This is a genomic window from Winogradskyella helgolandensis (assembly GCF_013404085.1).
Taxonomy (GTDB): Bacteria; Bacteroidota; Bacteroidia; order Flavobacteriales; family Flavobacteriaceae; genus Winogradskyella; species Winogradskyella helgolandensis.
This window is the reverse complement of the sequence record NZ_JABFHO010000001.1, coordinates 1,517,093-1,531,662: the sequence shown is the minus strand read 5'-3', so window position 1 is coordinate 1,531,662 and position 14,570 is coordinate 1,517,093. Positions and strand designations below refer to the sequence as shown.

At 33.2% G+C, this 14,570-nt stretch carries 11 protein-coding genes; 6 read left to right on the top strand and 5 right to left on the bottom strand.

What is annotated here, in order from left to right; all coding sequences use genetic code 11:
• The first annotated feature begins 4 nt into the window (after window positions 1–4).
• Entirely contained in the window at window positions 5–1,828 is a 1,824-nt protein-coding gene (locus HM992_RS06230) for a hypothetical protein (RefSeq protein WP_179319081.1), read from the top strand.
• 76 nt (window positions 1,829–1,904) lie between these two features.
• Here the strand turns inward: HM992_RS06230 and HM992_RS06225 are convergent, their stop codons facing one another.
• The 4 genes from HM992_RS06225 to HM992_RS06210 form a co-directional block, all read right to left on the bottom strand.
• On the bottom strand, window positions 1,905–4,631 hold the full coding sequence (locus tag HM992_RS06225; protein ID WP_179319080.1) for a TonB-dependent receptor: 2,727 nt from the start codon (window positions 4,629–4,631) through the stop codon (window positions 1,905–1,907).
• A gap of 71 nt (window positions 4,632–4,702) precedes the next feature.
• Window positions 4,703–5,578: a GLPGLI family protein gene (locus tag HM992_RS06220; protein WP_178985878.1), complete on the bottom strand. Its 876-nt coding sequence runs from the start codon at window positions 5,576–5,578 to the stop codon at window positions 4,703–4,705.
• Window positions 5,579–5,688: 110 nt separating this feature from the next.
• Window positions 5,689–6,537 carry a GLPGLI family protein gene (locus tag HM992_RS06215; RefSeq protein WP_179319079.1) on the bottom strand — a complete coding sequence of 283 codons (849 nt, stop codon included), beginning with the start codon at window positions 6,535–6,537 and terminating at the stop codon, window positions 5,689–5,691.
• Window positions 6,537–6,929: a hypothetical protein gene (locus HM992_RS06210; protein WP_179319078.1), complete on the bottom strand. Its 393-nt coding sequence runs from the start codon at window positions 6,927–6,929 to the stop codon at window positions 6,537–6,539. Before HM992_RS06210 ends, HM992_RS06215 begins: the two co-directional genes overlap by 1 nt.
• 124 nt (window positions 6,930–7,053) lie before the next feature.
• Here HM992_RS06210 and HM992_RS06205 point away from each other — a divergent pair, with 124 nt between their 5' ends.
• The 4 genes from HM992_RS06205 to HM992_RS06190 all read left to right on the top strand — a co-directional run bounded on the left by HM992_RS06205 (window position 7,054) and on the right by HM992_RS06190 (window position 10,808).
• Window positions 7,054–8,592 carry a sensor histidine kinase gene (locus tag HM992_RS06205; protein WP_179319077.1) on the top strand — a complete coding sequence of 513 codons (1,539 nt, stop codon included), beginning with the start codon at window positions 7,054–7,056 and terminating at the stop codon, window positions 8,590–8,592.
• Window positions 8,585–9,268: a response regulator transcription factor gene (locus HM992_RS06200; protein ID WP_179319076.1), complete on the top strand. Its 684-nt coding sequence runs from the start codon at window positions 8,585–8,587 to the stop codon at window positions 9,266–9,268. Before HM992_RS06205 ends, HM992_RS06200 begins: the two co-directional genes overlap by 8 nt.
• Before the next feature lie 127 nt (window positions 9,269–9,395).
• A complete protein-coding gene (locus tag HM992_RS06195; RefSeq protein ID WP_179319075.1) occupies window positions 9,396–10,190 on the top strand; it encodes a hypothetical protein in 795 nt (264 codons plus the stop codon).
• 3 nt (window positions 10,191–10,193) lie between these two features.
• A complete protein-coding gene (locus tag HM992_RS06190) occupies window positions 10,194–10,808 on the top strand; it encodes a deoxynucleoside kinase (protein WP_178985884.1) in 615 nt (204 codons plus the stop codon).
• On the opposite strand, the gene HM992_RS06185 is transcribed toward HM992_RS06190, so the two are convergent.
• Window positions 10,805–11,809 (bottom strand): App1 family protein, encoded by a 1,005-nt coding sequence (locus HM992_RS06185; RefSeq protein WP_179319074.1) that lies wholly within the window; start codon window positions 11,807–11,809, stop codon window positions 10,805–10,807. The genes HM992_RS06190 and HM992_RS06185 overlap by 4 nt on opposite strands.
• Window positions 11,810–11,972: 163 nt before the next feature.
• Between HM992_RS06185 and HM992_RS06180 the strand changes: the two genes are divergently transcribed.
• Window positions 11,973–14,528 (top strand): S9 family peptidase, encoded by a 2,556-nt coding sequence (locus HM992_RS06180; RefSeq protein ID WP_179319073.1) that lies wholly within the window; start codon window positions 11,973–11,975, stop codon window positions 14,526–14,528.
• The last annotated feature ends 42 nt before the right edge of the window (window positions 14,529–14,570 follow it).

Sequence of the window (14,570 nt, the reverse complement as noted above, 5' to 3'; positions counted from 1 at the left end):
CAACATGAAACGTATTAGCAAATTCCCCAAATTTAGTGTTCTAATTCTATTTTCTATACTCACATTCTCATCTTGCCTAAAAGACAATGATGATAACTATTCTGGAGGCGGACAACAAGAAATCATTCCTGATGAGTTTTCAGAATATTTTGGTAATGAAATTTCAAGAGATTTTTTAGGAACCATTATAGATAAAAATCATCATCCAATTGAAGGAGTTTTAATTACGATTGGTGACGATACCGCACTAACCGATAGCAATGGAGTTTTCATTATCAAAGATGCTACCGTTAACGAACGCTTCGGTTATATAAAGGCTTCAAAAGCAGGCTACATTCATGGCTCTCGCAATGTGGTGCCTTCTGATGGCACCAATAAAGTTACCATCATGTTGCTCGATGCTACAGTTATAGGTACTGTAAATAGTGGTGCAGCAGGAAGTGTCTCTCTTGCAAACGGAAGTTCCGTAAACTTTGATGGCAACTTCATTAAAGAAGATGGTTCTGACTATTCTGGTGCTGTAAATGTAATTGTTCATCATTTAGATCCTGCTGACGACGATATGGCATTACAACGACCAGGCATGTTATATGCTCAAAATACCGATGGTGCCGAACGTATGTTGCAAACTTTAGGTATGCTCGCTGTAGAATTACGAGGAAGCTCTGGAGAAGAACTCAACTTAGCAGAAGGTTCTACATCTGAAATTAAAATGTACGTCGATCCAAGTTTAATGCCTATTGCGCCTGCTACTATTCCTCTTTGGTATTTTGATGAAACTAAAGGCTATTGGATTGAGGAAGGCGAAGCAACCTTACAAGGTAATATGTATGTTGGAACCGTAGCTCATTTCTCATTTTGGAATTGTGACATACCTGCCAACGCAATCACACTTTGCGTTACTGCTTTTGACGGTGATAACAACACCTTAAGCAATCTTTATGTAAGTATTACAAGTGCGACATTTGGAGCTCGTAATGGCTATATTAACGATAGTGGAGAAGTTTGTGGTTTTGTTCCTAGTGGTGAAACTTTAGAGTTAGCTATTTATAATTATGATTATTGTGGAAACGAATCCTTACACTCAGAAATTATTGGCCCTTTTACATCAGATTCTAATATCTCTGTCATAGTCCCTGATAATCCTGATATTATAGCTGAAACCGTTGTTGGAAACTTCAATACTTGCGATGATAATGCTGTAACAGATGGCTATGTACAACTGAAGTATGGTAGCCAAACGTTTACCGATATCGTTAATGACGGTACATTTGAAATCAACCTATTACGTTGTGAAGACGACAATACTTTTAAAATAAAAGCGAGTGACTATGTCAATCTTCAAACTACAGATAGTATTAGTTATACGTTTACCACTCCATTAACAAATATTGGAACTATAAGTGCTTGTAATACCGTTACTGAATTTATTCAATATAGCATTGATGATGGTGACTTAATCTATATTTTAGACAATATAAGTAGTCAATTTGATCCAAACTCGCCAAACTACAATGCACCAATTATAACGCTTAGCGGCTCTAGCAACGATGGAAATTGTTTTTACATGTTTGGAAAATTAAATGAGACCTCTTACGAAGGCACTTATAATAATTATGATTGGAACGACATTGACGATAGCGATACGGGCTTCAATATTCAAGAGTGTTTAGAGCTATCTAATACTAATAACAATGTTATTTACAATCTAACATCACTTGGAGCCGTAGGTGAATATATTGATATAAATTTCAGCGGAACTTATGAAGATTATGATGGCATTCCACATTCAGTAACAGGAGTTGTACACGTCCTGCGAGATAATTAATAACTTAAACTGTAAACAAAAAAAAGCCTCACATTCTTAATATTGAATGTGAGGCTTTTAAAATTCTAAATGCTTCTTAAAGCGTATATGTCAATCTAAAAGTAATAAACCTTGGTAAAATAAACGTTTCTGAACTATACACCGAAATATTACTAGACCCATTATTAACTTCAGAATCTATATTCAATAAGTTGGTTGCTTTTAGTTGGTATTCCCATTTAGCATCCTCATCTTTTCTGTACGACAAACTCCCATTCCATGTTTGATACGATTGTGTATCACTCACATTACTACTTTGACTTGTGTACGAATAGTCTGTTCTAAATGTTAAAGCCTTCCAAATATAAGCATCAAATTCTACTGAAGGAGCATTTGTGATAAACTGTGTGTCATTGTCTCCTTGCTTTGTATCCGAAACACTATATCTATATTTTAAAGTTACGTTTGGCGCCTCTCTAAAGTTAGTACTTAATTCTGGCGAATATGTTTGAGAAAACGTCTCATTGACCGATCTCACATCCTGAACAAATTGATTACTCTTACTGTAATTAAGACCAACGCGCATGCTCGCTCTTAACTTACCATAAGTACGTTGAATACGACCACTGGCAGAAACACTCTCGTCTGCAAAGTTTGAATTAAAATACGTATTAGTTCTAATAACATTATCAAAATTAGTAAATGATCTTACTTGATCAATATTCTTGTTATAATTAAGAAACGCAAAAATATTGGTATAATTAAACAGGTTGAAACTAAAATAACGCAAGCTTAAGTTGTGCGATAAAGCATTTTGTAATTGTGACTCACCGTATTGAATACTGTTGTAGTTATTTAAAACTAACCCTTCTGCTAAACTCGTAACATCTGTAAATGAGTTTTGCATATTATAACGGAACGTTAAACTTTCACTCTTTTTAAATTGGATTTGTGTTTCAAAATCTGGTAATACTCTAAAGAAATTATCTTCATAAGTGTCTCCAAATTGTGTGTTTTTGTTTCCGTAGGCATGTACTGAGAATCCAGGTGTTATTGTAAATTTCCCTGTCTTTAACCTGTAATGGAATCCTAAATAAACATCACTAAAGTTATATTCTGTATCGTTTTCATTTCGTAGTAGATTACCTTCTGTATCTGTTAAACTAGCCGTAGGATCATAAAAGGAACCATCATCTAAAAACTGAAAAATATTAGAATTGAATTTCTGGTTACTCAAAATAGTACCTAAAGTAAAATTGATGTTACTTTTTGAATTCAAAATATTATAGTAATCTAATTTAGCATCTAGCTGATTCGATTTTATACGACGTTCTTGATTTAAATCATAATTAATTTGATTGGTATCTAAACCTAAACTAATTGCTGTACTTTCAAAAGTATCCTCATCTTTTAAACCAATAACATTGTAAAAAGGATCTTCATCTTTAATTAAATGTTGTGCTTCGAAAGCAAAAATATTATTCTCGTTTAAGGTGTAGTAATAGTTAACGTTTTGATTAATACTAAACGGTTTTGCTTCATCAATCTGATTGGTTGCACCTATTACAGAAGAAAATTCATTTTGAACTTCTGAATCACTAGAAATACGCCCTAAAACATCATAGTTTAATTGATTATTCGCGTTTGGCTTATAACTTGCGCTCAACTTAGCTAAACCTTGATTTGTTGCTTCTCTACCAGTCTGTACGGTTTCTTCATCAGGAATTCCTAACTCTGGATTTGTATAACGCACAAAACTTTCTTGTCTCGTTTTTAAACGATTGGCATTATAAATTAAAAAACCACTAAGGTCTAAGGCTTCATTAGGAGAATAACTGAAGTTCATGGCACCTAATTTAGATTCTATAGTTTGGGCATCTCCAACATTTGTTAATCCACCCAATCCATTATCTCCAAGGTTAATACTTGTACCACTACTGGCACTTGGACTTCTAAATCCTCCGCCAAAATTTCGAATATCACGACCTGTTAATGCAACCTCACCGATATTGTTAATATCACCAATAACATTAATACTGTATTTAGGACTGTAATAAAACAGTTTGGGTTGTACTAAGTATAAATTATCATTTGGTGACGGAGCCACACCACCACCAGCAGTAACATCACCAAACCAAAAGTTCTCTTTTCCCTCTTTTAATTTGATGTTAATAGCAACATTGTCTTGGTTATTTTGAACACCACTTAATTGTCCAACCTCAGCATAATTACGTAAGACCTGAATTTTATCAACAGCATTTGAAGGAATATTTTTAGTCGCCAGTTTTGAATCACCATCAAAGAAATCTTTACCATTAACCATAAGTTTTGTGACTTCCTTACCTTCTACTTCAATCTTTCCTTCTGCCGTAATTTCTACACCTGGTAGTTTTTTCAAGACATCTTCTAGCTTTCGTTCTGTACCATTTTTAAAAGAATCTGCATTATAAATTAATGTATCTCCTTTTATCGTCACTGGCATGTCATAAGTCAACTCTACAGCATCTAACATATTATCAGAAAGCATATTAAAGTCTTTTGCTATATCAACCTCCTTAGTCTCAACAGTTTCATCAACTGATTTTAATCCTATATAACTTACCTGAATACTATAAGTTCCGTTTTTACCCAATGAAATCACATATTTTCCACTAGCGTCTGTAATGGCGTAAGATTCTAATGTATTAGACTCTTTATTAATTGCAATAATATTGGCTAATTCTAAAGGGGAGCCAATGCTATCCTTTACAATACCTGTCATTTTAATTTGAGCAAAAGAACTCATAACTACTAAAGTAAATAGCAGTGCTAAAATATTTTTCATATAAATAATTTCTTTGGTTGGTGATTGAGAGCGTGGTTTAAACTCTGCTCATCCTAGAGTTAGTGATAATTTTAATTTCTACCGCGTCCTCCACCTCGTCCGCCTCGTCCACCTCGCCCACCATACAATTCGCGCATCTCTTCCATCTTCTTGGTAGTGATTTCGGTGTATTCTGCTTGTGTTACCACTTGACCCTTTTTAGGTTTATCAATGGTTTCCTTATCTTTTGGATTTAATACAATCTGAGTACAAAGTATCGTTGTACGATCTGCATTAACTTCTAATATTAATCCTGGTAAACCCCAATAATCATCTGGCCCTTGGTTAACAGGAATTTGAGGAGTGTACCATGCCACCACCTCTATTGTTTTTGGTGCTTTAGCCTCATTAGAATCTGTAGTATCCTTTTCAGTTTCGTTTCGATCTCTTCCTCTTGGACCTCTAAAGCTGCTAATATCTAATCCACTAGGAACTATTGTTGCCGTAGCTTTAAAACAAGTATATTGACCAATTACTTTGGTTTCAGTACCCATTTTCCATTCTAAATCTTTTAATTCGTCTTTAACCAAAAACTGCTTTCCAAAGAACTCTTGATCTTGAATCATTTCTTTCGTTTGAATATTCTTATATTTTGGTCCACCAGTTAATGATGCTCCAAAACCTCTTCCGCCACCACCACTTCCTGGTGCTGCTAACTTTTCCTCTTCTTTATAAATTGACTCGGATTTAGAGAACGTTAATGTATATTCCTTTTCTAAAAAGCTCTTCATTCGTTCTTGAATTTGCTTTTTACGTTCTGGAGTCATGTCTTGTCCTCCAAATTGGTCCATATCCATAGTAGTCTTAGAGATATAAACGGCTTTGCCTTGAAAATCTTGAGCAAATAAATTAGTACTAGTAAAAAACACAGTTAATACTATTGCAATCTTAAGCGGTAATCTGTTCATCTTTAGCGTTATAATTAAATTCAATATCGAATTTGGTTCATCTTACGTCCATAAGACTCTACAAATGATGAAAAGTTAAGTCTCAACTTGTTAAACTTATGTTAAGAAAATTAACCGCCAATTGATATATGGATTGCTCCATCTTTAGATCCTCTACTTGGAGCATAACGCTCCATCATTTCTTTAGTTTTCTTCTCCATGATATCATCATACTCCATTTGCGAAACCTCTTTACCTTTGGTAGGTTCTTCAATCTCTATTTTTTCTTCTGGATTAATTACAATTTTACTACAGATAACGGTTAGTTTTCCATCATGAATTTCTAAAATCAATCCTGGCAATCCTTGGTATTTTGCAGGACCATTACTCACTGGAATTTGAGGTGTGTACCAAGCTGTAATAATACGTTCTTCCATTTCTGGTTCTTTTTCCTCTTCATTGTCATCATCTTTACTTAATATGCTACTAAAATTCATATTAACTTTAGGCACTTGTTTTGTATATGTTGCTTTAAAACACATGTATTCACCTATATGCTTTGTATCGGATTCCAATTGCCATTCTATTGCAGAAATAGAATCTTTTATCAGAAAATTTTTACCCATAGTTTCCTTTTGATCAACATAAATTTTGTGTTTTACGTTTTTATAAAATACATCTGAACCACTACTACCAAAAGACATCTGAAAACCTCCACCAACTTGTGGCTTATCTAATTCTGCTTCTTGTTTATATAAAGATGACGATTTATCAAAAGTTAAGGTATACGTTTTCTGAAACTGCTTTTTCATCATTTCCATCATTCGTTTTTGCATCGCATCATTCATTTTGGTACTATCCATTTTAATATCAAAATCGCGATGGGTTTTGTAAGTTGCTACACCTTGAAAATCTTGTGCGTTAACAGAAGAAACGACTCCTATTAATATCAAAATTAGAATTCTAGTAATTGTTGTCATTATGTTCTGTTTTTTAAATTATAAAATTTCAATGCTGTAGCTTTCATTTTTTCAATATTCTTTAGAAATTTCGTTTTTTCATCTGCCCTTCCCATAACTGTATAAGTCATGCTACCTTTTAAATTATCCTTAACCTCTGAAAAGCTACAGTTTAAGGTAAAACTTAATTCTTCATTGCTATCCATCATTTTAAATAATTCATCTAAATCTTCCACTTTAAAAGTGGATTCTAGTTCTTCAGGAGAATCAATTGTAACCTCAATACTAAACGCATCAACTTTTACTGATTCTTCCTCAACTTTAGACTGACTAAATCCAACAACAGAAATTAACATCACTAAACAAGTCAACACTTTTTTTAGACTAAAACAGTCACGCATCTTTGATTTCATTTTTTATGGTTTTATGATTAATACCTTACAAATATCTCAACACAAATTCGATTTTTAGGTTAACTAGTGTTAACGTGTGTTAACCGATAACCTATACTTGATAATAACTTTATACATTTGAAACATGAATGATAAACGGTATCGCCTAATTTTATACACCATCATTGCCGTAATCACGGCTACGATTAGCATACAAGTCTATTGGAACTATAAAAACTATCAAACCAATAAACAGCAGCTGATTAACGATGTGCAAGTTAGTTTAGATAAAGCGGTAGATGATTATTATACAGCTTTAGCAGAGCGCACCACTTTTGGTTTTATTCTTGAAGGCGACCAGCAAAAAAAAGCTTTTGAAGACGGTGGTGAGCTGGAAAAATTTTTTAAAAACATTGATGAATCTAATAAAGAGTTTACAAACCTTGATTCTTTAGATACAAATACTATTGAAGGTATAACCGTCTTTAGAGGATTTAAGGCAGATTCAATGTCAGAGGCTCATGATAAAACACACAACCCCTTATCAAGAGATCAATTTAAATTAAAAATAGATAGTCTTAAAAGCAACAATAAAGATGTTAATTTAAAAAATGCCGAATTTCTGACCTCTAAAGTGATGATTTCAATAAAAAATGACACACTTGATGTAAAGGCTGTTGAAGAATTAATAGCGATAGAACTAGAACGCAAAAGCATTAATGTCGATTTTTATTTAGACTACAAAGACTCCGAACGTGACATAGACTATTTTATGGTAAACGCATCCTTACCTGAATTAGATCCTAATCACATGTCTGACGATTACCTTCAAACGGATACAAAATCTAGATTCCTACCAAAAGGTACGTTTTTAACCATTTTATTTACCAACACCACCAAAGCTATTTTATATCGTATTCTTGGAGGCATATTAATTTCAACCCTCTTAGTTTTAGCCGTAATTAGCTGTCTATTCTATCTATTAAAAATCATTAAACAACAAAAGCAACTCGCCGAAGTTAAAAATGACCTTATCAGCAATATTACGCACGAGTTTAAAACACCAATAGCTACTATAAGTGCAGCACTAGAAAGCATTAGTAATTTTAATGCTATTGACGATAAAGCCAAAACTAAAAAATACCTCAACATGTCTTCCGAGCAATTAGGAAAGTTGAATGTTATGGTCGAAAAACTATTAGAAACCGCTACTTTAGATAGTGGTAATTTAGAATTGAATAAAGAAAATTTCGATATCATTGGTTTACTTGATGCTTTGGTTAGTAAGTATAAGATTCAATTTCCTGATAAGACATTTAACACCAATATTCAGCTCGAAAGTTTAATTATTAATGCTGATATCTTTCATATTGAAAATGCCTTAAATAACATTTTAGACAATGCTGTAAAGTATGGAGGAGATCTAATTTCTATTGAATTAAAGACTAAAAAAACTAATTTTGAAGTTTTAATTTCAGATAATAGCAACAGCTTAACTCATGAAAATAAAACTCAAATTTTCGATAAATTCTATCGTGTTCCAAAAGGTAACACGCATGATGTAAAAGGGTTTGGTATTGGTCTCTATTACACCAAAACCATTATTGACAAGCACCATGGTTCAATCACCTTAGAACTCAATAAAAATTTAACCACATTTAAAATCACACTTCCAAATGGCTAATAAAATCAAATTGTTATTGGCTGAAGATGAAGCTTCTTTAGGACAAATAATAAAAGAAAGTTTAGAAACACGAGATTTTGAAGTCATTCTTTGCGAAAACGGAGACAAAGCTTTTGATAAGTATAAATCTGAAGCTCCAGAAATTTTAGTCTTAGATGTGATGATGCCCAAAAAAGATGGTTTCACTTTAGCTAAAGAGATTAGAGCTATTGACGACACTATTCCTATTATATTTTTAACAGCAAAGTCGCAAACCGCAGATGTGGTAGAAGGCTTTTCTATTGGTGGCAATGATTACCTCAAAAAACCATTTAGTATGGAGGAACTCATTGTTAGAGTCCATAATCTGGTTGGCAGAACCAAGACACAGAAAGCAACAGAAACAATTATGATAGGTGCGTTTACTTTCGATTTTCCAAAGCAACAATTAAGGTATAAAGAAGAGGACATCGTTCAACTCACACATAGAGAAGCACACTTGTTGTTTCATTTAATAAAAAATAAAAACCAAGTATTAGATCGCTCTTTAATTCTGAATAAACTCTGGGGAACGGACGACTTTTTCACCGCTAGAAGCATGGATGTGTTTATAAGTAAATTACGAAAGCAATTGAGTAAAGACAAGAACATTCAGATTATTAATGTGCGTGGTTTTGGGTATAAGTTGACGGATTAATTTATAAGCACCAATCCTTATTCTTAAAAATCTATTCACAAGTTCTTTCTAATTAGTATAACCTCAAAGCTCTGTAAAGAGAAATTGGAGTAATTGTTGTATTTTTCAAGCTTATTCTCCCACAATCATGCAAAAGTTAGTCATTTTATTTCTTTTCTTTAGTTTGTTCAGTTTTTCTCAAGATAAAACGCAACGGCAAATTACAGCGACTTTAAAAGATTCGACACAGCTTAAAGCTAAAGCCATTTTTGGAATTGATAATTTCGGTACGCTTTACTATGCCACTGATAACAATTCATTTCATAAAAAAACAAAGGATACCACTATTACATACGCCAACTTTCAGCTTGGTGACATTACTTCTGCAAACACGTTTAATCCTTTAAAAATAAATTTATTTTATAAAGACTTTAATACGGTTGTAGTTTTAGATAATCGTTTAGCTGAAATTAAAAAAGTAGATTTCAATACAATTCAACCCTACAAAAATGTGTCTTTTGTGTCTTCTGGCTTTGATAATTCGTTATGGTTATTCAATCAAGATTATCAATATTTAGAATTGTATGATTTTAAAGCCAATAAAATTAAACTCAAAACGGTACCTGTTCAATCTGAAGTTTTAGATTTGAAAAGCGATTATAACTATTGCTATTTATTGACTAAAAACTACCTCTACGTCTATAGTTACTTTGGTAGTTTAATCCGAAAAATAGAAAATTCAGGTTATGAAAGTATAGCATTTAACGAAGCGCATTTGGTATTAAAAAAGGGGGAATCTTTATTTATACTAGAAAAAAACGAATCTATAATTACACCCATACAACATCCAAAAATGTTAATAAAACAGTTTTTGGTAACCAATGAAACGGTGTATATTTACGGCTTCAATTTACTACATCTTTACCAATTAAAAATAGAATAGATTATGCATTTTGCTGTTGCAGGAAATATAGGAGCCGGAAAAACAACACTTACAAAATTACTCGCTAAACATTTTAAATGGGAGGCGCAATTGGAAGACGTTGTGGACAACCCTTATTTAGATGATTTTTATAATCAGATGGAACGTTGGAGCTTCAATTTACAAGTCTATTTCTTAAACAGCAGGTTTCGTCAGGTCAATCAAATCCATGATAGCGGTAAAGACATCATTCAAGATAGAACGATCTATGAAGATGCCCATATTTTTGCACCCAACTTACATGCTATGGGTTTAATGACGAATCGTGATTTTGAAAATTACTCATCATTGTTTCAATTAATGGAATCGTTTGTAAAAGGACCAGATTTATTAATTTATCTACGTAGTTCTATTCCTAACTTAGTCGCTCAAATTCATAAAAGAGGACGCGATTATGAAAACACTATTAGTATCGATTATTTAAGTCGTTTAAATGAACGCTACGAAGCCTGGATTTCAACTTATGATAAAGGTAACTTACTTATAATTGATGTGGATAATTTAGATTTTGTTGACAATCCTGAAGATTTAGGTGACATTATAAATAGAATTGATGCTCAGATCAATGGATTGTTCTAAACAATAAATCCACTTTTCCTTGCATGCGCAATGGCTTGTTGGCTATTTTCAACTAACAATATTGGTGTAATTTTGTAACTATCTACCATACTCTTAACACGTAACATTTTCTTGGTGTGCTTAACGCCACGCAAGTAAATTGCTAAGATTCGATTTGGAAATTCATTTGCAATTTCAATATAGATATCTGGATCATGCTCACCACTATCTCCTATTAATATAAAAGGTAAATCTGGATAAGTTTTAAGCAGATTCAATATTTCCTTTTGTTTCTGAGGTTTTTCACCGTGTTCTTTTTTCTTCAACGCTTCACTTACACTTCGTAATAAAATTGGCCCTTTAGGAAAATCGTTCTGCTTTAAAAAGAGTTCTAAATAGCGATATAAATTCCATGGACTATGGCTGACGTAAAAAATAGGATTTGCATTCTCACCAGAGGCTCCGCGATGTAGCTTATGAAAGAAATCCACAGAACCTTCAAGCGGAATTCTACTTTTAGCGCTCTTAAAAAGAGAATTGTAAATTAATCTCCATTTTAACAAAGAGACGACTCCTGTATGTAAAATAGTGTCGTCAATATCGCTTGCCACTCCAAATTGTGCTTTACTTGAAGGAATTAATAATTCACCTGGAAACCGATTTTGATTCTGAATATGCCGCTTTATATTTACGTCGTTATAGGATAACTCAAAAGACAACCAACCTTCATCATTAGTTAATAATTTTAAATCTTCAAGACTGGCTTCTATTCTAAAATAGCCTTTATGATCTGTGGTCGCTTTTAAAACTTTGTTATTGGATAGTTTTAAATTTAAGCCTACATTTTTGATTTCATCAGTTCCAAAACGTTTCCATGAGTTAACGATGAGTTGCCAAGTATTTTTGGCTTCTAAATCAATAGATTCATCTTCTAAAGCTCTACCTCTAGCATAAAAATGGGAATTTGTCCCATAGCTCTGAAATGCAATAATTTGTAACGGATCTTTTTTGAACCAGCTCAATACTTTAATTTTTTATAAGTTTCAAGATACTAAAATGATGTCATAAGAAAAACACTCACTCAATTAATTAGTTAGCCTAATGTTAAATATTTACCAATTGTATAATATTCCAAGTATTTTAGTCAAATCGATAAACAAACTTATCTTAAACCAACCACAAAGCATGCAAAAATTAATACTTCTACTATTTTTAAGCTTGTCCTTTAGTTTACTTAATGCACAAAACAACGAAAAGGAAAGCAATACTCCTACACCAAATTACAGAGCCGCAGCTAAATATTCTCCAACCAATTTAGGAAAATTAGTGCATTCTACTTCTGTAAGACCAAATTGGCTAAAAACTGGTAATCGTTTTTGGTACCAATACAAGACCACTGAAGGGTCTAACTATTATATTGTTGACGCAGATCAAAAAACTAAAAAAGCACTTTTTGACAATGAAAAAATGGCAAAATGGCTCACCGAGATTACTAAAGACCCTTATGATGCACAGCACTTACCAAGGTTTAATTTCGAATTTGTAAAAAACGACACCGCCATACGTTTCTATGTCACATCTACAGAAAAAGTTGATGAAGAGAAAAAAGACGATGACTTAGAAGACGAAAAAGAAAACCTAAAAGAAACAGATTCTACAAAAACGGATAAAAAGAAAAAAGGTAAAGCAAAAAAACCTAAAAAAGTTAATAAGGTGTATCACTTTGAGTATCGTCTCGGAGGTAATGGCTTAACCGTTATTAGCAACAAAAAGAAAGAAAAAGAAGACTGGAAAAAATGGGCAAACATTTCGCCGGATAGCTCAGTGGTGTTATTTTCGAAACATTACAATTTGTATTGGATGGACAAAGAAAACTTCTTAAAAGCTGTAAAAAACGAGAAAGATTCAACTATTGTAGAAAACCAATGGACCACTGATGGAGAGGAAAATTATGATTTTGGAGGCAGCAGTCGAGGAGAAAATAATGAGGACAAATTAAAGAATAAAGATAAACGTAAATCGGTTAGAGGTATTTGGTCTCACGATTCTAAAAAGTTTGTTTTCCAAAGAACAGATTCTAGACATATTAATGACCTTTGGGTAATCAATACGACTTCAGGAAAACGTCCAACGTTAGAGACATACAAATATCATATGCCAGGTGAAGATGAATATTATAAAACAGAATTGCATGTTTTTGACATCCCTTCAAAAAGTAATATCCAAATACAATTAGACACTGTAAAACAACAAAGTATTCAAGTGTATCGAGAACCAAGAAAACAATCGACTTACGATAATGACTTTACGCCTTCACTCTTATTATCTAAAAAAGGTAAAATCTATTACAACACTATTAGTAGAGATCGCAAAAAATTAGATATCTGTGTGGCAGACATCAATACTGGAGAAACGAAAGTATTAATTGAAGAACGTTTTAACACCTATATAGAAACGCGTCCATTAGTATTGTTTAACAACGAAACTGAAATGCTACATTGGGCAGAACGATCAGGTTGGGCACACTATTATTTGTACGACACTGAAGGGAATTTAAAAAATGAAATAACTTCGGGATCATACCATGTGGAACGTGCTATTGGCGTTGATGAAAAAAGTAGAACACTTTACTTTACAGCGCATGGAATTGCTAAAGATCAAGATCCGTATTATGAACATATGTATAGTATTAACTTCAATGGTTCTGGCTTAAAAGCCTTAAATCCGGGTGACTATAACTCAAGTACAGACATGTCAGATTCTAACTCCTATTTTGTGAGTAATTATTCTAGAGTGAATACCGTCCCAAAATCAGAATTAAGATCGAGTACCGGAAAACTTATAATGGCATTAGAGGAAGCCGACCTGTCACAATTAATGGCCACAGGTTATCAATTTCCTGAAACTTTTAAAATGAAAGCAGATGATGGTATTACAGACATTTATGGAGTTATGTACAAACCTTATGATTTTGATGACACTAAAAAATATCCGTTATTAGAATATGTTTATCCTGGTCCGCAGACCGAAGCCGTAAACAAATCGTTTTCTGTGCGCATGGACAGATTAGACCGAATGGCCCAAGTTGGATTTATTGTTGTGACTATGGGTAATCGTGGTGGGCATCCAGACCGTTCTAAATGGTATCATAATTACGGTTATGGTAATCTTAGAGATTATGGTTTAGCAGACAAAAGACACGTCGCAGAACAATTGGCAGACCAACATGATTTTATAGACATTGAAAAAGTAGGGATCTACGGTCATTCAGGAGGTGGATTTATGTCTACTGCTGCGATGTTGGTATATCCAGATTTCTTTAAAGCTGCCGTGTCTTCAGCAGGAAACCATGACAATAGCATTTATAATAGCTGGTGGAGCGAAACACATCATGGTGTACAAGAAGAAATGGATGACGATGGTAATATAAAGTACAAATACCTTATTGACAACAATCAATCTTTAGCACAAAATCTAAAAGGAAATTTAATGCTGATTACTGGAGATGTGGATAACAATGTACATCCTGGAGGAACGATTAGAATGGCAAACGAATTAATAAAAGCAAATAAACGCTTCGATTTTATGCTTATGCCAGGACAACGCCATGGTTTTGGTAGTATGACGGAATACTCGTTTTGGTTACGAGCAGATCACTTTAGTAAACACTTACTTGGAGTTGAAGCGACAGATATTGATATTTCAGAAATCAATAGAGACCAGCCTAAAACGAAGTCTTAATACCTTAAAGGATAATAAAAAAACCACGTTTATAAGCGTGGT